Annotated in this window: 19 protein-coding genes and 1 tRNA gene; 6 read left to right on the top strand and 14 right to left on the bottom strand. The window is 73.3% G+C overall.

Features of this window, described 5'->3' with window-relative positions; all coding sequences use genetic code 11:
• Positions 1-18: 18 nt before the first annotated feature.
• Together ACGFSC_RS28525 and ACGFSC_RS28520 are read right to left on the bottom strand one after the other, a co-directional pair.
• Positions 19-92 (bottom strand) — tRNA-Met (locus tag ACGFSC_RS28525).
• A 64-nt stretch (positions 93-156) separates the two neighbouring features.
• A complete protein-coding gene (locus ACGFSC_RS28520; RefSeq protein WP_359908411.1) occupies positions 157-3,096 on the bottom strand; it encodes a UPF0182 family protein in 2,940 nt (979 codons plus the stop codon).
• Between the two features lie 251 nt (positions 3,097-3,347).
• On the opposite strand from ACGFSC_RS28520, the gene ACGFSC_RS28515 reads away from it, so the two are divergent.
• Positions 3,348-3,920, top strand: coding sequence for a PPA1309 family protein (locus tag ACGFSC_RS28515; RefSeq protein ID WP_359908408.1), 573 nt, complete (start codon positions 3,348-3,350; stop codon positions 3,918-3,920).
• 62 nt (positions 3,921-3,982) lie between these two features.
• On the opposite strand, the gene ACGFSC_RS28510 is transcribed toward ACGFSC_RS28515, so the two are convergent.
• The 4 genes from ACGFSC_RS28510 to ACGFSC_RS28495 form a co-directional block, all read right to left on the bottom strand.
• On the bottom strand, positions 3,983-5,092 hold the full coding sequence (locus ACGFSC_RS28510; protein WP_359908403.1) for a PDZ domain-containing protein: 1,110 nt from the start codon (positions 5,090-5,092) through the stop codon (positions 3,983-3,985).
• Positions 5,093-5,134: 42 nt separating this feature from the next.
• A complete protein-coding gene (locus ACGFSC_RS28505; protein ID WP_359908400.1) occupies positions 5,135-5,326 on the bottom strand; it encodes a hypothetical protein in 192 nt (63 codons plus the stop codon).
• A 212-nt stretch (positions 5,327-5,538) separates the two neighbouring features.
• On the bottom strand, positions 5,539-5,979 hold the full coding sequence (locus ACGFSC_RS28500) for a molybdenum cofactor biosynthesis protein MoaE (protein WP_359908397.1): 441 nt from the start codon (positions 5,977-5,979) through the stop codon (positions 5,539-5,541).
• Positions 5,980-6,125: 146 nt separating this feature from the next.
• Positions 6,126-7,274: an NAD-dependent epimerase/dehydratase family protein gene (locus tag ACGFSC_RS28495; RefSeq protein ID WP_359908394.1), complete on the bottom strand. Its 1,149-nt coding sequence runs from the start codon at positions 7,272-7,274 to the stop codon at positions 6,126-6,128.
• A gap of 199 nt (positions 7,275-7,473) precedes the next feature.
• Here ACGFSC_RS28495 and ACGFSC_RS28490 point away from each other — a divergent pair, with 199 nt between their 5' ends.
• Both ACGFSC_RS28490 and ACGFSC_RS28485 read left to right on the top strand, forming a co-directional pair.
• Positions 7,474-8,994: a zinc-dependent metalloprotease gene (locus ACGFSC_RS28490; protein ID WP_359908391.1), complete on the top strand. Its 1,521-nt coding sequence runs from the start codon at positions 7,474-7,476 to the stop codon at positions 8,992-8,994.
• Positions 8,991-9,593, top strand: a complete 603-nt coding sequence (locus ACGFSC_RS28485) for an NUDIX hydrolase (protein WP_359908388.1) — start codon at positions 8,991-8,993, stop codon at positions 9,591-9,593. Before ACGFSC_RS28490 ends, ACGFSC_RS28485 begins: the two co-directional genes overlap by 4 nt.
• Positions 9,594-9,713: 120 nt before the next feature.
• On the opposite strand, the gene ACGFSC_RS28480 is transcribed toward ACGFSC_RS28485, so the two are convergent.
• Positions 9,714-10,445, bottom strand: a complete 732-nt coding sequence (locus tag ACGFSC_RS28480) for a YgjP-like metallopeptidase domain-containing protein (protein WP_359908385.1) — start codon at positions 10,443-10,445, stop codon at positions 9,714-9,716.
• Positions 10,446-10,700: 255 nt separating this feature from the next.
• Between ACGFSC_RS28480 and ACGFSC_RS28475 the strand changes: the two genes are divergently transcribed.
• Positions 10,701-11,789, top strand: a complete 1,089-nt coding sequence (locus ACGFSC_RS28475; protein WP_359908382.1) for a ThiF family adenylyltransferase — start codon at positions 10,701-10,703, stop codon at positions 11,787-11,789.
• A 227-nt stretch (positions 11,790-12,016) separates the two neighbouring features.
• The gene (locus tag ACGFSC_RS28470) at positions 12,017-13,399 is read left to right on the top strand and encodes an AarF/ABC1/UbiB kinase family protein (protein ID WP_359915644.1); all 1,383 of its coding nucleotides are present in this window, start codon (positions 12,017-12,019) and stop codon (positions 13,397-13,399) included.
• Between the two features lie 120 nt (positions 13,400-13,519).
• Here the strand turns inward: ACGFSC_RS28470 and ACGFSC_RS28465 are convergent, their stop codons facing one another.
• From ACGFSC_RS28465 to ACGFSC_RS28450, 4 genes are all read right to left on the bottom strand, one after another.
• On the bottom strand, positions 13,520-13,918 hold the full coding sequence (locus tag ACGFSC_RS28465; protein WP_380358895.1) for a hypothetical protein: 399 nt from the start codon (positions 13,916-13,918) through the stop codon (positions 13,520-13,522).
• Positions 13,915-14,283, bottom strand: coding sequence for a WhiB family transcriptional regulator (locus tag ACGFSC_RS28460; RefSeq protein WP_380358898.1), 369 nt, complete (start codon positions 14,281-14,283; stop codon positions 13,915-13,917). The genes ACGFSC_RS28465 and ACGFSC_RS28460 overlap by 4 nt, the downstream gene beginning before the upstream one ends.
• A 170-nt stretch (positions 14,284-14,453) precedes the next feature.
• Positions 14,454-14,900 carry a hypothetical protein gene (locus ACGFSC_RS28455; protein ID WP_359915371.1) on the bottom strand — a complete coding sequence of 149 codons (447 nt, stop codon included), beginning with the start codon at positions 14,898-14,900 and terminating at the stop codon, positions 14,454-14,456.
• 282 nt (positions 14,901-15,182) lie between these two features.
• On the bottom strand, positions 15,183-17,450 hold the full coding sequence (locus tag ACGFSC_RS28450) for an ATP-dependent DNA helicase UvrD2 (RefSeq protein WP_380358904.1): 2,268 nt from the start codon (positions 17,448-17,450) through the stop codon (positions 15,183-15,185).
• 164 nt (positions 17,451-17,614) lie between these two features.
• Here ACGFSC_RS28450 and ACGFSC_RS28445 point away from each other — a divergent pair, with 164 nt between their 5' ends.
• Positions 17,615-17,872: a mycoredoxin gene (locus ACGFSC_RS28445; protein WP_030058313.1), complete on the top strand. Its 258-nt coding sequence runs from the start codon at positions 17,615-17,617 to the stop codon at positions 17,870-17,872.
• A gap of 41 nt (positions 17,873-17,913) precedes the next feature.
• Here ACGFSC_RS28445 and ACGFSC_RS28440 read toward each other — a convergent pair whose 3' ends face one another.
• The 3 genes from ACGFSC_RS28440 to ACGFSC_RS28430 form a co-directional block, all read right to left on the bottom strand.
• Positions 17,914-18,753 carry a GntR family transcriptional regulator gene (locus tag ACGFSC_RS28440; protein ID WP_359915373.1) on the bottom strand — a complete coding sequence of 280 codons (840 nt, stop codon included), beginning with the start codon at positions 18,751-18,753 and terminating at the stop codon, positions 17,914-17,916.
• Between the two features lie 267 nt (positions 18,754-19,020).
• Positions 19,021-19,962, bottom strand: a complete 942-nt coding sequence (gene nudC / locus ACGFSC_RS28435; protein WP_359915374.1) for an NAD(+) diphosphatase — start codon at positions 19,960-19,962, stop codon at positions 19,021-19,023.
• Positions 19,963-20,032: 70 nt separating this feature from the next.
• Positions 20,033-21,436 carry a dipeptidase gene (locus tag ACGFSC_RS28430; protein ID WP_359915376.1) on the bottom strand — a complete coding sequence of 468 codons (1,404 nt, stop codon included), beginning with the start codon at positions 21,434-21,436 and terminating at the stop codon, positions 20,033-20,035.
• Between the last annotated feature and the right edge of the window lie 104 nt (positions 21,437-21,540).

Here is a 21,540-nt window from a genome sequence, read left to right as displayed (position 1 = left end):
CCGGGCCTCTGGCCTTTGTAGCGGGGACAGGATTTGAACCTGCGACCTCTGGGTTATGAGCCCAGCGAGCTACCGAGCTGCTCCACCCCGCGTCGGTGGTTGAACCATAGCACGGTCGCGGGGTGGAACGGAAAACGGTTGCCGCAGCTCAGCGGGCTACGGCTGCGGGCTGGGCGATCCGCCGCCGGTGGCACCCGGGGCGGGCGCCGGGCTGCCGCCGCGGGCCGCCTCGGCGGCCTTCAGCGCGTCGCCGAGCGCCTTCTGGGCGTTGCCGTAGGCCACCCAGTCGCCGTTCTTGAACGCGGTCTGGCTGTCGTTGTACGCCTTCCCCGCGTCCGAGAGCGCCTTCTGGAGCTCCGGCGAGATCGTCCCGCCCGGCGCCGGCGCGGTGGGCGTCGTCGGGTTGGTCGGGGTCGTCCCGGTGCCCGGGTTGGACGGCACGGTCGGGGTGGTCGACGGGGGCGTCCCGCCGAACACCTTCTTCAGCGCGGCCTCCAGGGTGTCCTCGAACGCCACGTTGTCGTCCCCGTACACCGCCAGGACCTTCTGCATCGTCGGGTACTTGGCGCCGCGTCCGCGCACGTACACCGGCTCGATGTTGAGCAGTCCGCCGCCGACCGGCAGGGTCAGCAGGTTGCCGTACTCCAGCTCGGCGTCCCCGCCGCTCTTCAGCGCGAAGATCTGGTTGGCCACCTCCTGGCGGGAGTTGAACTTCGACTGCACCAGGCCGGGGCCGGGGGCGCCGCTCTCGCCCGTCATCTTCAGGATGCGGATCTTCCCGTAGTCGTCCCCCGGGTCCGCGTTGACGGCCATGAAGGCCGCCAGGTTGGGCCGCTGGTTGGGCACGAAGGTGCTGGTGAGCGAGAAGCTCGCGGTGCTGGTGTCCGGCATCCGCACCGTCACGTAGTACGGCGGCTGGACCTGCTTGGTGTCGCTGGTCGGGTCCACCGGGACCTGCCAGATGTCACTGCCGTTGAAGAAGGAGTTGGCGTCGGTGACGTGGTACTGGCCGAGCAGGTCGCGCTGCACCTTGAACATGTCCTGCGGGTAGCGCAGGTGCGGCAGCAGGCCCTGCGGGATGTCCGCCTTGGGCTCGACGGTGCCGGGGAAGGCCTTCATCCAGGTCTTCAGGACCGGGTCCTTGTCGTCCCACTGGTAGAGCTTCACCTCGCCGGTGTAGGCGTCCACCGTGGCCTTGACCGAGTTGCGGATGTAGTTGACCTGGTTGGCGACGGTCAGCAGCTCACCGCGCTGGTTGGTCAGCGAGTCCTTGGTGGCGGCGCCCAGCGTCGTCTTCGAGGAGAACGGGAAGCCGTCCGAGGTGGTGTAGCCGTCCAGCACCCAGAGCACCCGGCCGTCCTGCACCACCGGGTACGGGTCGGCGTCGATCGACAGCCACGGCGCGACCTTCTCCACCCGCTCCTTGGGCGTCCGGTTGTAGATCACCTTGGCGCCGTCGGTGATCGCCCCCGCGTAGAGGATCTGCGGCTCGCTGAAGCGCACCGCGTACGCGGCCCGGGTCAGCGGATTGTCCAGCGAGACCCCGCTGCCGCCGGAGTAGGTGTACTCGGCGTTCTGGCCGGTCTTGGGATCGGTGTAGTCGATCTCCTTGTTGGCCCCGCCGACGATCGAGTAGGTGGTGGTCTTCTCGCCGTAGTAGATCCGCTGCTGGTAGTCGCCCAGCGTGCCGGTGGCCGGCAGGCCCGACTCGGTGAACACCGGCTGGCCCTTGTCGTCGACCTGGTTGCCCTTGGCGGCCACCGCGCCGTAGCCGTGGGTGTACTTGAAGTGGTCGTTGATCCAGTTGCGCTGCACGCCGTTGAGGTCGAGCTCGCGCAGGCCGATCACGCTGTCCTGCTTGCCCTGCCCGGTGCCGTAGCGGTCCACGTCCAGCGTGCTCGGGAAGGCGTAGTAGTTGCGCTGCTGCTCCAGCGACTGGAACGTCGGCGAGACGACGTTCGGGTCCAGCAGCCGGATGTCCGCGACGGTCTGCGCGTCCGGCTTGAGCGCGTCGGCGTTGGTGGTGCCCTGCGGGGTGTACTGGGTGGTCTGCGCGTCCGCGATGCCGTACGCCTGGCGGGTGGCGTCGATGTTCTTCTGGATGTACGGCGTCTCCTTGGCCTGCTCGTTCGGCTTGACCTGGAACTGCTGCACGATCGCCGGGTACAGCCCGCCGATCAGCACCGCCGACAGCACCATCAGCCCCAGGCCGATCAGGGCCGGGGCCCAGGTGCGGCGGATCGGGGTCAGGAAGAACAGCACCGCGCAGATGATCGCGACGAAGAACAGGATGGTCTTGGCCGGCAGGAACGCGTTGGCGTCCACGTAGCGCAGGCCGGTCCAGCCCGAGACGCCCTTGTACGAGCCGGTCTTCACCGCCAGCGCGTACCGGTCCAGCCAGTACGCGACGGCCTTCAGCAGCACGAACACGCCCAGCAGCACCGCCAGGTGCCCCTGCGCGCCCACGCTCGCCCGGCGGCCCGGGCCCTGCAGCCGCAGCCCGCCGTACAGGTAGTGCACCAGCGCCGAGGTCAGCAGCGAGACGATCACCGCGCTGAACGCGAAGCCCAGCACGAACTCGTAGAACGGCAGGTCGAAGGCGTAGAACGAGACGTCCATGCCGAACTGCGAGTCCTTCTCACCGAAGGAGGTCGAGTTCGTCCACATCAGCCAGGTCCGCCACTGCCCGGAGGCGGCGGCGCCGGCCACCAGGCCGATCACCAGCGAGATGCCGATCAGCGCCCAGCGCTTGAACGGCGCCAGGCCGGCCCGGTAGCGGTCCAGGCTCTGCTGCTCCACCGACATCGCCGACAGCGGCGGCCGCAGCCGGTGCGCCAGCCAGATGTTGAAGCCGACGATCACCGCCATCAGCAGCCCGAACACCGCGAACAGGCCGGTCTTCGTCCACAGCTGGGTGGTGAACACCGAGGAGAAGTGGACCGACTTGAACCACAGCCAGTCCGTCCAGAAGCCCGCGAACATGACGAACAGCAGGAAGAGCACCGCGAGCACGCCCAGGGTCAGCAGGGCCACCCGCGCTCGCCGGGAGGGCGGGCCTACCCTGCGCCGGAAACCCGGCTCTGAGCGTTCGGGCATCTGGAAGACCACGGTGGCACCTCGGCTGTGTCGTCTGAATGGGTCGGTCGTCAGAGAAACTTAACCAGGCTTTGGTCGAGTTCCCACCGTTAGCAGACGGTTACGACGCCGGTCCGCCCCCGGCCGTCCCGGCCGCGGTTCCGGCGGCCCTCCGGGCGGCCCCCGCGGCGGTCGTCGCGGCGCCCCTGCCGACGGCTCCCGCGGCGGACCGCCCGGCGAGCGGGCCCCGCCCGGCGTGTGAGGATTGAGTCATGTCCGACGCGTCTGATCTGAACAACTCCCCCGACGACGTCTCCAAGCTCCCGGCCGCCACCCCGCTGACCCGGGCCGCGCTGGAGATCGACGAGTACGCATCCACCCTCGGCTGGGACCTCCCGGCCCGGCTGTTCGCCCTGGTGGACAGCGCCGCCCTGCGCAAGGCCAACCCGAAGATCGCCAAGCAGCTCGGCCTCGCCGAGGGCGACGAGGCCGGCCTGACCCCGATCGAGCAGGACGAGCTGCCGGCCGGCATGGAGCTCGACAAGTTCCTCGGCACCATCGCCTGGCCCGACTCGGTGGCCGGCTGCGCCCTGGTCGTCGAGCGCATGATGCTGCCCCCGGGCGCCGAGCAGTCCCGCCCGCGGGGCGCCAGCGACGCCCAGCTCGCCGAGTGGGTGGCCAACCACCCCAAGCGCGAGGAGGTGCGGATCACCGCCGCGGTGCTGCGCGGCGGCAAGAAGGAGATCGCCCTGCGGCTGCGTTCCAAGGACGTCGCCCGCGAGGTGCTGACCGGCCCCGACCTGGTGCCGGGCCTGACCGAGGCACTGCTGGCGACCTTCGCCTGACGCCTTCCCCGCCGGCTCTCCCGGCGGCCGCCCGGCGCCCGCCGGGCGGCCGGCCGGGCCTGTCAGCCGGCGGAGCAGGACGGCAGCGCGGAGGTCTGCCCGGAGCGGACCTGCTCCAGCGACTTCAGCGCGCCGTCCAGCGTGTCCGCCTTGATCAGGGTCAGCCCGGACGGCACGTTCTTGGTCGCCTCGGCGCAGTTCGAGGACGGGGTGAAGAAGTACTCGGCCCCGGCGTCCCGGGCGGCGATCAGCTTCATCGAGATGCCGCCGATCGGGCCGACCTTGCCGTCGTCGTCGATGGTCCCGGTGCCGGCCACGAACTTGCCGCCGGTGAGGTCGCCGCCGGGGGTGAGCTTGTCGATGATGCCGAGCGAGAACATCAGGCCGGCGCTCGGGCCGCCCACGTCCTGCAGGCCGATGTCGATCTGGAACGGGTAGGTGTGCCGCATCCCGGTGCCGATGCCCACCACCGCGAGCTCCGCCCGCTCGGCGGAGGCGTTCGGGTCGAGGTCCTTGGCCCGGACGGTCGGGACGGTGACGTCGGTCTTCCCGCCCTGCGTGGCGGCGCCGTTCGCGTCCTTGACCCGCGGCACGACGGTGAAGACCACCGACTCGCCCGGCTTGTGCTTGGTGACGGCCGCGACCACCTGCTCGACCGAGCCGACCGGCGTGCCGTCCACCGCCACGATCTGGTCCCCCGCGTGCAGCCGGCCCTCGGCCGGGGCGCCCGCGGTGACCGACTTCACGATGAACTCGCTGCCCACCGGGATGCCCAGCTGCTTGAGCGCCGCGGTGCGCGCGCTGTCCTCGGAGGAGGCGAACTCCTCGGCGTTCTGCTTCTTGGCCTCCGCGTCCGACTGCCCCTTGGGGTAGACGTTGTCGTGCGGCACCACCAGCACGTCGTCCCGCAGCCAGCCGACCACCGCGTTGACCAGGCTGGGCTCGTACTTGGCCCCGGTGACCTGGACGGTGGTCATGTTGAGGTGGCCGCTCGTCGGGTACGAGTCGTGCCCGCTGATGCTGATCACCGGCTTGCCGCCCTGGTTGCCGAGCGTGTTATACGTCGGCCCCGGGCTCATCTCCGTGTACGGCACCTTCATCAGCACCGAGACGCAGAGCAGCGCTATGAGCAGCAGGGTGGCAGCGAGCATCGTCGCGGAGCGGCGTGGCATGCCACGACAGTACGGGACGCGCCCGAAGCGGCGCCCGCCGGGCTACCTGCCGGAGCCCTCGCCGGGGGCGGCCGCGCCGGCGGTGGTGCGTTCCATGGCGGCCATGAAACGGCGGTGCTCGGCCAGTGAGGCCGGGTCCCCGGTGGCCCGCGGCGCCCGCTGGGCCCACACCGCCCAGAGGGCGGCGACCAGGACCGCGACCACCGGAATGATCAACCAGGCGAGCGCACCCATGTCAGTACTCCCAGCTCGTCGTGTCTATGAGCAGATTAACCACTCCGGCGGACAACGCGGCCGGCGCCATCCGGGTCACGGGACGGCCGATCGGCTCACTTCCAGGGAGTATTCGGAGCGCCGTCACGGACCCGTTGGAGTGAGACCTCGGCGCGCCTGCCCCGACCGACGCACGAGGTGTGCCGATCGGTTCCGTCGCACCGGTCCCGCTCTCAGCAGCCGCCGGCGCCGACCCACTCCTCCCCGCCGTCGGAGAAGACCTGGTGCTTCCAGATCGGCACCTCGTGCTTGAGGTCGTCGATCAGCCGACGGGCGGCCGCGAAGGCCTCGCCGCGGTGGGCGCAGGAGACGGCGACGATCACGGCCTTGTCCGTGATCTCCAGCCGGCCCACCCGGTGGACCGCGGCGAGCGCCCGGACCGGGAAGTCGGCGGCCACCTTCTCGGCGATCCGGCGCATCTCCTGCTCGGCGGTGGGGTGGCAGCTGTACTCCAGCGCGGAGACCGACTTGCCGCCGTCGTGGTCCCGGACCGTCCCGACGAAGACGGTGGTGCCGCCGGCCGCGTCGTCGCCGACCGCCTCGTACACCTCGTCCAGCGAGAGCGGGGTGTCGCGGATGGCGAGCAGGCGGATGGGGTCGTGGTTCTCGGACATGACCCCATGATTCCCCATCCGGGACGGGACGGTGCAAGTACTTTCCGCATCACGACGCCGGAATTTCGCATCGTGAGAAGCGCGTGCCGCCCAGCGCCCGCCCCCCGTTTACGGCAGGACGGAACCGGCCGACCCGGGCCGACCGGTCAGAACCGCCGCCGCTTGCGGGCCCGGCGCACCAGCGCCGCCGTACCCACCAGCGCCACCGTCGCCCCGGCCGCCCCCAGGCTGGTCGCCGCCTCCTTGCCGCCCAGCCGGCGACCGGCCACCGCGTGCTTGCCGGACACCTGCTCCAGCAGCTCGGCCAGCACCTGCTCGTTGGTGTGCGCCGGACGCCAGCCCGCCTCGTGCAGCCGGCTGCCGGACACCACCCACGGGTACATCGTGTACGCCAGGTCCCCGGCCGGGGCCGGGGTCAGACCGAGCCGGTGCAGCCGCGCCGCCGTACCGAGCGCCAGCGAGGCCGGCAGCTCCATCCGCCGGATCCCGGACAGCCGCTCCACGTCCTCCTGCTCCAGCCAGCCGTCGCAGCCGACCGTCACCTCGCCCTCGACCAGGCCCAGCGCCGCGTACTCCAGCGCCGCCGCCAGGTCGTCCACGTGGCAGAACTGCCAGCACGGGCGGGAGCCCGCCACCACCAGCAGCCGGGGCGCCTCGAAGTGCCGGGTCAGCACGGTGTCCACGCCGGGGCCCACCACCACGGCCGGGCGCAGCACCGTCACCTGGAGGCCCGGGTGGGCGCGCGGCGCCCGGCGGGCCAGCCGCTCGATCTCCAGCAGGTCCCCGACCAGCGAGGCCTCCTCGGTGGCCCGCAGCTCGGAGTCCTCCGCCAGCGGCACCTCGTTGTCGGCCAGCGCGCCGTAGACCATCGCCGAGGTGCACAGCACCACCCGGTGGACGCCGGCGGCCGCGGCCGCGGTCAGCACCGTCTGGGCGCCGCGCACGTTGTAGGCGCTGCGGGCCCGGGCGTCGGACTCCATGCCGAAGTCCATCGCCAGGTGCACCACCACGTCGACCCCGGCCAGCCGCTCGGCCACCGCCGGGTCGCGGACGTCGAGCACCCGCCACTGCACGCCCGGCACCTCCCCCCGCCGGTCGTCCACGGCGAGGACCTTCCGGACGTGCGGGGAGGCCACCAGCCGGGCGGCGACCCGCTCGCCCAGCACCCCCGCGGCGCCGGTGACCGCCACGGTCAGCGGCCGTCCGCCGTAGGCTGGAGACGGCGACGCCGTGGTGTCCGACGCGTCCTCTCCTCCGGTCAGCCCAGAGCGAACGTCCGAGGGCGGGGAACTCACCGGCCATCCTCCACGGTTAGCTTTATGTGCGTACGGACGTGTGTCACGTACGTCCATCCTGCCCGAGGCGAAGGCCCGGCGGTGCACCCGGCGCGGGCCTGCCGCGCGGGAGCCGCCCCCGAGTCCCCCACTCCGCCGCCGCCCCGGGCGCAGACTTTTCCGCCACACCCGCATGACGGCCGACCGGATCGAGGACCCCGTGAGCGACCTTCCCTTCGGATTCGGCGTTCCGCCCGAGGAGCCCGAGGACGGCAAGGCCAAGCCCGACGACGCGCAGAAGAACGAGAAGAAGGACCAGGAGCAGTCCGGCGGCGGTCCGCAGCCGTTCGGCTTCGGCGGCGGCAACCCCTTCGGCGCGATGTTCGGCATGCCCGGCGCCCCGGGCGGCGCCGGAGCCGACAACCCCTTCGCCGCGATGTTCGGCGGCATGAACCCGGGTGACCTCGGCGCCGCCTTCCAGCAGCTCGGCCAGATGCTCTCGTTCGAGGGCGGCCCGGTGAACTGGGACCTCGCCACGAACATCGCCCGCCAGACCGTGGTCGCCGAGCCCGCCGAGGGCAAGAGCAAGGACCGCTCGGTCAGCGCGGCCGAGCGCTCCGCCGTCGCCGAGGCCGTCCGCCTGGCCGACCTGTGGCTCGATGGCTCCACCGAGTTCCCCTCCGGGGCCGGCACCGCCGTCGCCTGGAGCCGCGCCGAGTGGATCGAGGCCACCCTCCCGGTCTGGAAGGACCTGGTGGACCCGGTCGCCGAGCGGGTCGGCAACGCCATGGGCGGCGTGCTGCCCGAGGAGATGCAGGCCATGGCCGGCCCGCTGATGGGCGTGATGCGCTCGATGGGCGGCGCCATGTTCGGCACCCAGATCGGCCAGGCGCTCGGCGCGCTCGCCGGCGAGGTGGTCGGCTCCTCCGACGTCGGCCTGCCGCTCGCCCCGGCCGGCAAGGCCGCGCTGCTGCCGCAGAACGTCGCCGAGTTCGGCGAGGGCCTGAACGTGCCCGCCGACGAGGTCCGGCTCTACCTCGCCCTGCGCGAAGCCGCCCACCAGCGGCTCTTCGCCCACGTGCCGTGGCTGCGGGCCCACCTGCTGGGCGCCGTCGAGGCCTACGCGCGCGGCATCAAGGTCGACACCTCCCGGATGGAGGAACTGGTCGGCCAGCTCGACCCGAGCAACCCGGAGGCGCTGCAGGAGGCGCTGGCCGGCGGTCTGCTCCAGCCCGAGGACACCCCGGAGCAGAAGGCCGCGCTCGCCCGCCTGGAGACCGCGCTCGCACTGGTCGAGGGCTGGGTCGACGCCGTCGTGCACGCCGCCGCCGAGCCGCACCTGCCGCAGGCCGGCGCGCTGCGCGAGACCGTCCGCCGCCGCCGCGCGGCCGGCGGGCCCGCCGAGCAGACCTTCGCCACCCTGGTCGGCCTGGAGCTGCGTCCGCGCCGACTGCGCGACGCCTCCCGGCTCTGGGCGCTGCTCGCCGACGCCCGCGGCATCGAGGGCCGCGACGCGCTCTGGGAGCACCCGGACATGCTGCCCACCGCCGCCGACCTGGACGACCCGGACGCCTTCGTGCACCGGGGCTCCGCCGACGACCTGGAGGGCGGCATCGACTTCGACGCCTTCGACAAGCTGCTCGGCGATGCCGCGGCCGGCAAGCCCGACCTCACCAAGAAGGACGAGCGGCCGGGAACCGACGAGGACGGCACCGACGGAAAGGGCGAGCCCACCGCATGACGGCGACCGAGACGCCCGCCACCGGGACGCCCGGCACCGGACTGCACGCGGACGCCGTCCGCGCGCTGACCGGGTGGCGGCCCGCCGACGAGGACCAGGAGCGGCTGCGGCTGGACTACCTGGAGCACCTGGCCGAGCAGCCCGAGGGCCTGTACCGCTCCTGCCTGCCCGCGCACATCACCGCGAGCGCGGCGGTCGTCGACCCGGCCGCCGGGCGGGTGCTGCTCACCCTGCACCCCAAGGTCGGCATGTGGCTCCAGATGGGCGGGCACTGCGAGCCCGGCGACCGCGACCTCGCCTCGGCCGCGCTGCGCGAGGCCGTCGAGGAGTCCGGCATCCCCGACCTGGTGCTGCTGGAGAGCGACGGCGCCCCGGTGCCGGCCAAGCTGGACCGGCACCTGGTCCGCTGCACCGGCAAGGACCGGCCGGAGAACACCCACCTGGACGTCCAGTACATCGCGCTGGCCCCGGCCGGCGCGCAGGCGCTGATCAGCGAGGAGTCGCTGGACCTGCGCTGGTTCGACTACGACCGGCTGCCGGAGCTCACCGACCACTCGGTGCGCGACCTGGTGGCCCGGGCGCGGCAGCTGACCGGCTGAGGTGCGGCACCGGAAGGGGGCGCGGAGCCTATTGGCCCGCGCCCCCTTCCGTCGTTCCTCCGGTCGGACCGACCGGGCTCCGGCCGGGTGCGCACCCTCCCCGCCCGCGCCGCCGCGGCCTCAGCCGCAGGAGGTGTCCGGCCCGGACGGATCCGGGGCCGCGTGCCGCGCGCCGGGGATGTGCGGCAGCCGGGCGGCGGAGACCACGCCCTCCAGGTAGCCGCGGGCCCGCTCGGTCCGCGGGTAGGACTCCAGCAGGGCCCAGAACGCCGGGCCGTGGTCCGGCACCAGCAGGTGCGCCAGCTCGTGCAGCAGCACGTAGTCCAGCACGTACTCCGGCATGCCCTGGAGCCGGTGGGAGAGGCGGATCGTCCCCTCGCTGGGGGTGCAGGAGCCCCAGCGGGAATTCTGGTTGGTGACCCAGCGGACCTGGCTGGGCCGGGCGCGACCGTCCAGGTAGGCGCCCGACAGCTCGCGGGCCCGGGTCATCAGGGCCTCGTCACCGGGGGTCCGCCGGGACTCCTGGGCGGCGAGCTTCTCCAGCATCTGCGCGACCCAGCGCTGCTCCTCGGCGTGCGACATCCGGGCCGGGATCAGCACCACGGTGCGGTCGCCCTCGCGGTAGGCGGAGACCGTACGGCTGCGGCGGGCGCTGCGGCGCACCTCGACCCGGCCGCGCTCGTGCGCCTCGGGGGCCGCCGCGCCGGAGGGCGGCGGCTGCGGTGGAGCCGGCCTCGGCTGCTGCCGCTGGTCGGGGCGCCCGCGTGTGTTCGGCGCCGCGACCTGCGACCCGGACGCTGCGCGGGCACGCCGACGCGACGCCGGTGGATGGGAGTCCCGCTCGGCTGCCATGGCACACGACGTTACCCGGTACCACGGACAGAAGTCCGCTGCCGTGGCCGGAATCTTTCATGGAGTGATCGGGAACGAAAAGTCGACGGCGGGTGTCCGGAAACCGACGCCGGAGGGGATGGCCGGTTATCCACAGGGCTCGCGAACGGATGGTGCGATCATGCGCGCGGCCCTGTGGACAACCTTCCGCACGACGTCGGCGCGATGGGGCAAGCTGCGGTCGGCCGTCCGGAAACGATCGGAAGGGAGATCGTCGTGCGCCTCGCCCTCAAACCCGCGCTGTCCCGCAGCTGGCGGGACCCGCAGACCCTGCAGTTCGGCACCGTCACCCGCTTCGCCGGGGTGCTCGGCAACGCCGACAAGACCCTCTGCGACTTCCTCGCGCTGCTCGACGGGACAAGGGAGCGACCGGAGCTCCTGACCGAGGGCGAACGCATCGGGCTCGGCCGCGAACCGGCCGACACCCTGCTCACCGGCCTGGAGGAGACCGGCCTGCTGGACGACGCGGAGGCCGACCGCCGCGCCCTGGCCCGCTTCCCCCCGCAGCAGCGGGACCTGCTCGGCCCCGACCTCGCCTCGCTCTCCCTGGTCCACTCCGGCCCGGGCGCCGCACCGGCGGTCCTCGGCCGCCGGGCCGACGCGCGGATCGAGGTGCGCGGCGCGGGCCGGGTCGGCGCCGCCGTGGCGGCGGTGCTCGCGGCGGGCGGCACCGGCACGGTCACGGTCGCGGACCGCGGCCGGGTGAGGCCGGAGGACTGCTCCCCCGCCGGGCTGCCGCCCGGGGACGTCGGACGGCTGCGCTCGACGGCGGCCCGGGAGGCGGTGCAGCGGGCCACCGGCCGGCCGCCGGCGCCCCTGCCCCGGCGCCGCACCGGGGAGCCGCCACCGGACTTCGTGGTCCTCGCGCCGCGGGACGGCAGCGCCGCCTTCGCCGGCGGGACGTACGAGGCCCGACTGCTGCTGCGGGCCGGGGTGCCGCACCTCTACGTGGGCGTGGTCGAGGAGTTCGGCGTCGTCGGACCGCTGGTGATCCCCGGGGTGTCCGCCTGCGGGCACTGCCTGGTGCTGCGCCGGGAGGACGAGGACGCCGCCTGGCCCCGGGTCCTGGCCCAGCTCGCCGACGGAGGCCCCGGACGGGCCCGGACCCCGGCCTGCGACACGGCGCTGGCGACGGCGGTCGCCGGGCTGGCGGCGCTGCACGTCCAGGTGTTCCTGGACGGCGGCCGGCCGCCGAGCGTGGACGGCTGGTGCGAGGTCTCGGCCGGGGACGGCATGCCGAGGCGCCTGCGGCTGCGCGGGCACCCCGACTGCGGCTGCCTGTGGCAGCCGCTGCCGCCGGGATGAGGAGCCCCGGAGGAAGCAGTCCGGCCCCGCGCGGGAAGTCGGCCGAGCCGACTTCCCGCGCGGAACCACCGGCCCCCACCGGACCAAGCCACCCAACTCCCCGCAAAGCGAGGGCACTCCCGGCCCCGCCCCACGGAATTCCGAGGGGCACGCAGCAGGGAGCGGGCACAATGGCGTAGAGATGGTCGGCCGCCCGGAACCGGGGGGCCGGGGAATGGAGGCCCGGGGTGAGCGATCTTCCGCGCAAGGCAATGACCCGCACGGCACGGCTCGCCGCCCTGCCGCTGGGGATAGCCGGCCGCGCCACGCTCGGCCTGGGCAAGCGGATCGGCGGCCGCTCCGCCGAGGTCGTCACCGCCGAGCTCCAACAGGCCACCGCGGACCAGCTGTTCAAGGTCCTCGGCGAACTCAAGGGCGGGGCGATGAAGTTCGGGCAGGTGCTGTCCGTCTTCGAGGCCGCGCTCCCGGAGGAGGTGGCCGGGCCGTACCGGGCCGCGCTCACCAAGCTCCAGGACGCCGCTCCCCCGATGCCCGCCGCCAAGGTGCACACCGCGCTCGCCCAGCGGCTCGGCGACTCCTGGCGCGAGCTGTTCCTGGAGTTCGACGACCGGCCCTCGGCCGCCGCCTCGATCGGCCAGGTGCACAAGGCGGTCTGGCACGACGGCCGCACGGTCGCCGTCAAGGTGCAGTACCCGGGCGCGGGCGACGCCCTGCTCGCGGACCTCTCGCAGCTGAGCCGGGTGGCCTGGCTGCTGGGACCGCTGATCCCCGGGCTGGACATCAAGCCGCTGATCGCCGAGCTGCGCGAGCGCGTCTCGGAGGAGCTGGACTACGAGCTGGAGGCGCAGGCCCAGCGCCGGCACGCCGAGGAGTTCACGGACGACCCGGACATCGTGGTGCCGGGCGTGGTGGCCCAGGCCGACCAGGTACTGGTCACCGAGTGGATGGGCGGCACCCCGCTGGCCGAGGTGATCACGGGCGGCACCCAGGAGGAGCGCGACCGCGCCGGGCAGCTGCTGGCCCGGTTCCTGTTCGCGGGCCCGTCCCGGACGGGACTGCTGCACGCGGACCCGCACCCGGGCAACTTCCGGCTGCTGAAGGACGACGGCCCGGTGTCGGGCTGGCGGCTGGGCGTGCTGGACTTCGGCACCGTGGACCGGCTGCCCGGCGGGCTGCCCGCGCCGATCGGGGCCTCGCTGCGGATGGCGTTGGCCGGGGACGCGGCCGGGGTGCTCCGGATGCTGCGCGAGGAGGGTTTCGTGAAGCCCTCGATCCGGCTGGATCCGGACGCGGTGCTGGACTACCTGCTGCCGATCATCGAGCCGGCCGCGGTGGAGAACTTCCACTTCACCCGGACCTGGATGCGCTCCCAGGCGGCCCGGATCGCCGATCCGCGCTCGCCCGCCTACAACCTGGGCAAGCAGCTGAACCTGCCGCCCGCGTACCTGCTGATCCACCGGGTGACGCTGAGCACCATCGGGGTGCTCTGCCAGCTGGGCGCCAAGGCACCGTTCCGCGCCGAGATGCTGGCGTGGCTGCCCGAGTTCGCCGGGCACCCGTCGGCAGGGCCCGCCGATCCCGCCGAGCCCGCCCGGGTCCGCGAGGACTGACCCCGGCACCGCGACAACGGCCGCAGGCCGCTCCCCGACGACGGGGAGCGGCCTGCGGCACGACGGGGGTGGACCGGAGTCCGGGAGGGGCCTGTCGAGGACGGCCCCGGGCCGAAGGCCCTACATCAGTGCGACGGCGAGCGCCTTGCGGGCCCGCATCGAGGCCCGCTCGGCCCGCTGCCTGAGCCTGCGGGCCCGGGCGACCCGGTTGACGAGCCGTTGGTTCTCGGCCTCGTGCAGCCTGTCTTGCATATGGGCACGGGCCAGGGATTCGTGGAGGAGTTGCATTTCGAGGATCCTGTTCTGGGTCTGACGTTCGGTGGCCTGCTCGGCGCGGGCGGTGGGATCGACGGCGGCGGGGTTCATGTGGTGGTCCTGCTCGTGGTGCTTGCTCGGGAACGGGATGCGGGCTGCGGCGTCGGCCTTGGCGGCGGCGATCCGCACGGATCGACGGAGGGCGCTGTCCAGCGGGGGCTGCTCTCCCCGGCGGACGACCCTGGCGCCGTGGGCGGGGTTCACGCCATGACCTCGGTCTTGCGCGGACGGCCACGGGGACGCTTGCGGGCCACGACGACGCCCTGGACGAACAGCTCGCCACCCCAGACGCCCCACGGCTCGCGCCGCTCCAGGGCGCCGGCCAGGCAGGCCTCCTTCACCGGGCAGGTGCCGCAGAGGGACTTCGCGTACTCGACGTCGGCCGGCGTCTCGGCGAAGAAGACCTCGGGGTCGAAGGCGCGGCAGGGGATGGGGAGACCGAGGGACTCGGCCTGCTCGATCGAGCTGAGCTGCATGGAAGGAACCTCCGGGGGGTCGGCCTGGTCGGCCTGGGTGATCTGGCTTGTCGGCGGTACGGACGGGGTGGGCGGTGTGATGACCGTGGACACTGTGGGCGTCTTCCTCGTCTTTTCTCAGTGGTTCCGGCCCAGGTGACTGGTGGTGCTGGGCCGGAGGCCCCGGAGGGCCTGGGTGGTCTTGCGTACCGGACAAAACAGAAGGGCCGCGGATCCCGGTGTGACGGGTTCCGCGGCCCTGGAGGTGCCGACCTGAGGCTGGCTCAGGTTCGTTCTCTCCAGGGTTCAGGGCCGCGGAAGGCCCACATCCGGACGGCCTCGGCGCCGGTAAAGGCGGCCATGGCCTGGTTAATCTGCTGCTCGTTCTGCTTCTGGGCGTTTTCGGCACCGATGACCTGCGCATAGCCGCCATGCATGGCGGCGGCTACGGCCGCCTTCGGTGCCTGGGTCGGTCGCTCGTCGCGCAGGGAGCACGGCGTGCCGAACGAGGCCCAGCCCCGGGACAGACCGGTCTCGACAGTGGTGCCGTCGACGCTCCTGCTGCCCGTGAGGCACAGATCAGTGTGTCCAGGACCACTGACAACGGGGACGACGGAGACACCGGTGGTGTCGAGACCCAGACCGGTTCCACCGAGCTCGGCGAGCGCCCGCAGACGGGCGGCACGCAGGGAGGCAGCGACAACGGTCTGGCCAGTCATTTTGGTGATCATGATGTTTCCCACTGTCTTCGCCTCCTCTCGGCGTCTCGCGGAGCCTGGTCTCCCTGGCTCCGAATGTTCGGATGTCTGTCTCGGTAAAGCTGTGGTGAAGCTCTCGGGCGAGGGGCGTCGGCACAGGTTTCACCCCGTGCGACCGCGTCCCCTTGACCGCTCCGGCAGGCTATTGCGCTCCCGGTACGCGGCGCAAACTATTTTTCACGCGAGTTCTTCGGCACGTCACACAACGGGTTCCGAAACCCTCGGAGCGGCCTCCTGGACCACGCCCGGACCGGCTCAGGCCGGATCGTCCGAACCGCCGTCCTCGACGTCGTCCGGGTCCTCCTCGGGCTCCTCCCCCGCACACAACGAGAGCACGGCCGCCCCGTACTTGTCCAGCTTCAGGGCGCCGACCCCGGAGATGGCGGCCAGCTCCCCGCGGCCGGCGGGCACGTCCTCGGCGATCGCCATCAGCGTGGCGTCGGTGAACACCACGTAGGCCGGCGCGCCCTGCTTCTTCGCCTGCCGGGCCCGCCACTCGCGCAGCCGCTCGTAAAGCCCCTCGTCCATCGTGGACGGGCAGCTCTCGCAGCGGCGCAGCTTGCGCTCGACGGCCTCGGTGAGCACCTTGTCGCAGACCCGGCACTTGACCGGTCCGCGGACCCGCCGCGCGGCGGAGCGCTCGCCGGGCTCGACGCCCCCTCGCCCGCCGCGCGCGCCGGTGCGCGCGCCGGGAGCGGTGGAGCCGGGGCGCAGCCCGTCCAGGAAACGGCTGGGCTTGCGGCTCGCCCGGCCGCCCGGGGAGCGGGAGAGCGCCCAGGAGAGGCTGAGGTGCTTGCGGGCGCGGGTGACGCCGACGTAGAGGAGGCGGCGCTCCTCCTCGACCTGCTCGTCGGTCTTGGCGTAGATGATCGGCAGGGTGCCCTCGGTGAGGCCGACCAGGAAGACGGCGTCCCATTCGAGGCCCTTGGCGGCGTGCAGCGAGGCGAGCGTGACGCCCTCGACGGCCGGGGCGTGCTGGGCCGCGGCACGGGCGTCCAGCTCGGCGACGTAGGCCGAGAGGTCGGTGCCCTGGCCTGCCTCGGTGCGGGTGCGCTCGAACTCCTCGGCCAGCCGGACGAGGGCGGCCAGCGACTCCCAGCGGTCCCGGACGGCGCCGGAGCCGGCCGGGGGCTCGGCGGTGAAGCCGCGGGTGGCCAGCACCGCGCGGACCTGGCCGGCCAGGTCCGGGGCGTCGTCGGTGAGCGGGTCGGAGGCGGCCCGGGCGGCGCCGCGCAGCAGCACGCCGGCGTCCCGGACCTCGGGGCGTTCGAAGAACCGTTCCGCGCCCTTGAGCTGGTAGGGGACGTTGAGGTCGGCGAGGGCCTGCTCGTAGACCTCGGACTGGCCGTTGGTGCGGAACAGCACCGCGATCTCGCTGGCGCGCACGCCGGCGGCGAGCAGCTCCTTGATCCGGCGGGCGGTGGTCTCGGCCTCGGTGGGCTCGTCCTCGTACTCGGTGTAGACCGGTTCGGGGCCGGCCTCGCGCTGGGAGACGAGCTCCAGGCGGTGCCGGGCGGCCTCGCCGCGGGCCTGGGAGAGCAGCCCGTTGGCGAGGTGGACGACCTGGGGGGTGGAGCGGTAGTCGCGGACCAGCTTGACCACCGTCGCCCCGGGGTGCCGGTTGCGGAAGTTGAGCAGGTAGTCGGGCGTGGCGCCGGTGAAGGAGTAGATGGTCTGGCTGGCGTCGCCGACGACGCAGAGGCTGGCGCCGCCGTCCGGGCCGGTCCACCGGTCGAGCAGGCGCTGCTGGAGCGGGGAGACGTCCTGGTACTCGTCGACGGTGAAGTGCCGGTACTGGGAGCGGACCTGCTCGGCGATGTCCGGGCGGTCCTCCAGGATCGCGGCGGTGAGCAGCAGGACGTCCTCGAAGTCCATGCTGCCGCGGCGGCTCTTGGCCTCCTCGTAGACGCGGTAGACCTGGGCGGTCTCGGCCGGGTCGCGGGGGGCCTCGCGGCCGGACTTGGCGACGGCCACCGGGTAGTCCTCGGGGGCGATCTGGGTGACCTTGGCCCATTCGATCTCGGCGGTGAGGTCGCGCAGTTCGGTGCGCTGGACGCGCAGGCCGCAGCGGCCGGCCGCCTCGGCCACCAGCTGGACCTTGCGCTCCAGGAGCTGGGGCACGGGGCCGCCGACGGCGCGCGGCCAGAAGTACTGGAGCTGGCGCAGCGCGGCGGCGTGGAAGGTGCGGGCCTGGACGCCCTCGGCGCCGAGCTGGCGCAGCCGGCCGCGCATCTCGCCGGCCGCGCGGGCGGTGAAGGTCACGGCGAGGACCTGCTGGGGGTGGTAGACGCCGCTGCTCACGCCGTAGGCGATCCGGTGGGTGATGGCGCGGGTCTTGCCGGTGCCGGCGCCGGCCAGGACGCAGACCGGGCCCTGCAGGGCGGTGGCGACGGCGCGCTGCTCGGGGTCGAGCCCGGCGAGCACGGCGTCCGGGCCCGTCGCGGCGCCGGGGTCGGCCCAGGGGGAGCCGTGGGGGCCGTCGTAGGGGCTGCCGCTCAAGAGGTCTTCCTGCATGCGTTCCATCCTCTCAGCCCGGTGGGACATCGCGGAGGGGGTTGTCCACAGGCCCGGTGCGATCGCAGGATGATCGCTCCGTACGACGGTCGACGCCATACCGGAATGCCCGCCGCCCGGTGGACGTTGCCTCCGGAGACCGTACGCACCTCTCTTTCGAAGGAGCCCCCTCGATGTCCGGCACCGTGACGATGTACAGCACGACCTGGTGTGGGTACTGCAACCGACTCAAGAGCCAGCTGGAGCGCGAAGGCATCGGCTACACCGAGATCAACATCGAGGAGGACCCGGCGTCGGCGTCCTTCGTCGAGTCGGTGAACAACGGCAACCAGACCGTTCCGACGGTGCTGGTGACGCCGGCCGGCGGCGGCGAGCGGGTCGTCATGACGAACCCGAGCCTGCTGCAGGTCAAGAAGGCCCTGGCGGCCTGAGGCCGCCGGGTCCGGCCCGGGCCGCCGGGGGCCGGCGCGCGTCACGGCGCGTCGGCCCGGGCCGGGTCGACGGGCGCGGCGGGGGCGGGCAGGGTGGTGCGGGCGCCGAGGTCGCCGACGCCGTAGACGAGCCTGCTGCGGTCGGCCGAGTAGCGGGTCTCGATGACCCGGACGGGCCCGCGCCGGTCGTAGGTGACGCGGGTCTGCACCATCAGCGGCACCCCGGGGCCGCCCTGGAACCACTGGGCCTCCTCGGGGCCGGGCATCCGCGCGACCAGGTGGTCCACGGCGCCGATCTCGGTGCGTCCGAGGGTGGCGAGCACCGCCTCGTCGCCGCCCTCGACGGGGTCGGGCTCCATCAGCGGGGTGCCGGCGGCGAGGCCGGCCCGGTAGTGGCTCTCCTCGATGGAGTACGGCTCGCGGTCGAGCAGCCGCAGCTGGCGGCGGACCACGATGGCCTCGCCGGGGCGCAGTCCGAGCCGTTCGGCGATGTCCACCCGGGCCCGGACGATCATCATCTCGAAGTCGGTGCCGAGCTCCCGTCCGGCCTCGGCGGCCTCGCCGAGGTAGACGGCGGAGGGCGCGGCGAGGCAGTCGCGCGGCGCGGGGGTCAGGCCGGGCCCGTAGGCGCGGTGGTCCAGGACGGGGTGTTCGCGCAGGTAGGTGCCCTTGCCCTGGAGGCGGACCAGGCGGCCCTCGTTGACCAGGACGTCGACGGCGAGCCGGACGGTGTTGCGGGCGACGCCGTACTGGCGCTCCAGTTCGCTCTCGACCGGCAGGGCCGCGTCGGCGGTGAACTCGCCCTCGGCGATCCGGCGGCGCAGGTCGGCGGCGAGGCGCTGGTATTTGGGGGATTGGGCGGTGCCCCGGGGGATTGTCACCCTCGTGAATGTAGCGAGCACGGCGAGCCGGTTTCAGCCGTTTCCGGCAATATCGTCCGCGCGGGTTGACTTCGGAGCCCTGCGAGCCCCTCCCGGTAGCAGAACTGGCCCGTCCGGATACGAACAGCTGGTCGTGGCGAATTCGGGAAGGGATTGCGTAGTAAAAGGGGGGCGCGCGGAATTCTCCACGCGCCCCCTTGGTCCGGGCACCATTCGGGCGGGCCGCTTTCGGGCCGACCGCTTCGTACGGACCGCTTTACCGCAGGGCTACCAGCGCGCCGCCGAGGGCAGCGGCTCCCCGTACCAGAGCTCGACCAGGTGCCGGGCGATCGAGATGCCGGACGGCGGCAGGATCTCGCCCGCCTCCATCCCGGCCCGCAGCTCCTCGCGGGAGAACCAGCGCGCCTCGGCCAGTTCCTCGCCGTCCACGGTGATCTCGGTGCCGCCGGGCAGCGCCCGGCCCAGGAAGCCGAGCATCAGGCTGGACGGGAACGGCCAGGGCTGGCTGGCGACGTAGCGCACCTCGCCGACCCGCACGCCCGCCTCCTCCTGCACCTCGCGGGCCACCGCCTGCTCGATCGACTCCCCCGGCTCGACGAAGCCGGCCAGCGTGGACCAGCGGCCCTCCGGCCACAGCGCCTGGCGGCCGAGCAGGCAGCGGTCCTGCTCGTCGGTGATCACCATGATCACCGCCGGGTCGGTGCGCGGGTAGTGCTCGGCCGCGCAGGAGGTGCAGCGCCGCACGTGCCCGGCGCCGGCCTTCTCGGTCGGGTGCCCGCAGCGCGAGCAGAAGCTGTGCAGCCGGTGCCAGTGCTCCAGCGCCACCGCGTGCACCAGCAGCCCGGCGTCCCGGTCGGACAGCAGCCCGCCGACCTCGCGCAGCCCGGCCGGGCGGGCGTCGCCGTCCAGGCGCCCGGGCAGGCTCTCGCCGGCCAGCGCGAAGTACGAGACGCCGTCCTCGTCGGTGCCCAGGAAGTACCGGTCGCCGGTCTGCGGCGCCTCGAAGGAGGGCATCAGCACGAGTTCGGTGCCCTGCGCGGTGTCGACCACGAAGGCCTCGCCGCCCGCGATCGGCAGGACCCGGGTGCTCGGGTGGCTCCAGGCCGCCGCCAGCCAGGGCTCGTCGAGGCGGTGCTCGGCCGCCCGGTCCACCCCGGACCGGGCCAGTGCCAGGTGCAACGGGCGCTCGGTCTCAGGCACGGTGCTCACGTCTGTTCCATCCCCACGTGGTGAATCATCCGGATGAGTGATCTGGCTGCCATGGTGCTCGAACCCGGGGTCATGCCCCCGGCCGGAAGTTCTCCGCCAGGTCGCCCCAGAGGTACGCGGCCGTCTCCACGCCCTTGGCCAGCAGGTCCAGCTCGACCTTCTCGTTGACCGAGTGCCAGCCGTCCGAGGGCACCGAGATGCCGAGGAACAGCACCGGCGCGCCCAGCACGTCCTGGAGGTCGGCGGCGGGGCCGGAACCGCCCTCGCGGGTGAAGAGGATCTTCTGGCCGAAGGCCCGCCCCATCGCCCGGACGGTGGACCGGAGCGCCGGGTGGTCCAGCGGGGTCAGGCAGGGCCGGGTCGCGCCCGGGAAGACCAGTTCGTACCGGACGCCCGCGGGCACCCGCTCGGCCACCCAGGCCCGCACCGCCTCGCGGACCTTCTCCACCTCCTGTCCGGCGACCAGCCGGAAGGACAGCTTGAGGTGCGCCGAGGCGGGGACGATGGTCTTGCCGCCGGGGCCGGTGTAGCCGCCCCAGATGCCGTTGACCTCGGCGGTCGGGCGGGCCCAGATCCGCTCCAGGGTGGAGTAGCCGGCCTCGCCGCGGGTGCCGTACGACTTGGCGACCCGCAGCCACTGCTCCTCGTCGAAGGGCAGCTCGGCGAACAGCTCGCGCTCGGTATCGGTCAGTTCGACGACGCCGTCGTAGAAGCCCGGGATCGCGACCCTGCGGTCGGCGTCGTGCAGGCCGGCGGCCAGCTCCGCCGCGACCTGGGCCGGGTTGGGGACCGCGCCGCCGAAGGAGCCGGAGTGGATGTCGGTGTCCGGCCCGTACAGGTCGATCTGGGCGTCGGCCAGGCCGCGCATGCCGGTGCAGACGGTCGGCGTGGTCGCGGACCACATGCCGGTGTCCGAGATGACCACCACGTCGGCGGCCAGCCGCCCGGCCTCGCGCCGGACCAGCTCGGCGAAGTTCGGCGAGCCGGACTCCTCCTCGCCCTCGATCAGCAGCTTGAGGTTGACGGCCGGCGCGGTGCGGCCGGTGGCGGCCAGGTGGGCGCGCACGCCCAGGGTGTGGAAGAACACCTGGCCCTTGTCGTCGGCGGCGCCGCGCGCGTACAGCCGGCCGTCGACCACGGTCGGGGTGAACGGCTCGGTCTCCCAGCCGTCCTCCCGCGCCGCGGGCTGCACGTCGTGGTGCCCGTAGACCAGGACGGTCGGCGCGGACGGGTCCCCGGAGGGCCACTCGGCGAACACCGCGGGCAGGCCTTCGGTCTCCCACACCTCGGTCACCGGGAAGCCGGTCTCGCCGAGCTTGGCGGCCAGCCACTCGGCCGAGCGCCGCACGTCGCCGGCCCGGTCCGGATCGGCCGAGACCGAGGGGATGGCCAGCCACTCGGCGAGGTCGGCGAGGAAGGCGGCCTGGTGCCGGTCGATGTAGGAGCGGACGGCGCTGTCCGGGGTTCTCGTCATACCGACGACTGTAGTTCGCCCGTGCGGGTGCCCGCCCCGGCCGTCCGGCTGCCGGGCGCCGTCCGGGCTGTAACCTCCGTCACCCCCGCCGCGACGAGGACGCG

Origin of the sequence: Kitasatospora sp. NPDC048715 (genome assembly GCF_043198905.1) — a bacterium.
In the GTDB taxonomy this organism is placed as follows: domain Bacteria; phylum Actinomycetota; class Actinomycetes; order Streptomycetales; family Streptomycetaceae; genus Kitasatospora; species Kitasatospora lactacystinica.
This window is presented reverse-complemented; position numbering and strand designations above follow the sequence as displayed.

Bases quoted from the DNA above. Each gene is read 5' to 3' on its own strand.
- ACGFSC_RS28520 (WP_359908411.1), bottom strand. From the start codon at position 3,096: ATGCCCGAACGCTCAGAGCCGGGTTTCCGGCGCAGGGTAGGCCCGCCC.
- ACGFSC_RS28515 (WP_359908408.1), top strand. From the start codon at position 3,348: ATGTCCGACGCGTCTGATCTGAACAACTCCCCCGACGACGTCTCCAAG.
- ACGFSC_RS28510 (WP_359908403.1), bottom strand. From the start codon at position 5,092: ATGCCACGCCGCTCCGCGACGATGCTCGCTGCCACCCTGCTGCTCATA.
- ACGFSC_RS28505 (WP_359908400.1), bottom strand. From the start codon at position 5,326: ATGGGTGCGCTCGCCTGGTTGATCATTCCGGTGGTCGCGGTCCTGGTC.
- ACGFSC_RS28500 (WP_359908397.1), bottom strand. From the start codon at position 5,979: ATGTCCGAGAACCACGACCCCATCCGCCTGCTCGCCATCCGCGACACC.
- ACGFSC_RS28485 (WP_359908388.1), top strand. From the start codon at position 8,991: ATGACGGCGACCGAGACGCCCGCCACCGGGACGCCCGGCACCGGACTG.
- ACGFSC_RS28480 (WP_359908385.1), bottom strand. From the start codon at position 10,445: ATGGCAGCCGAGCGGGACTCCCATCCACCGGCGTCGCGTCGGCGTGCC.
- ACGFSC_RS28455 (WP_359915371.1), bottom strand. From the start codon at position 14,900: ATGATCACCAAAATGACTGGCCAGACCGTTGTCGCTGCCTCCCTGCGT.
- ACGFSC_RS28450 (WP_380358904.1), bottom strand. From the start codon at position 17,450: ATGGAACGCATGCAGGAAGACCTCTTGAGCGGCAGCCCCTACGACGGC.
- ACGFSC_RS28445 (WP_030058313.1), top strand. From the start codon at position 17,615: ATGTCCGGCACCGTGACGATGTACAGCACGACCTGGTGTGGGTACTGC.
- ACGFSC_RS28430 (WP_359915376.1), bottom strand. From the start codon at position 21,436: ATGACGAGAACCCCGGACAGCGCCGTCCGCTCCTACATCGACCGGCAC.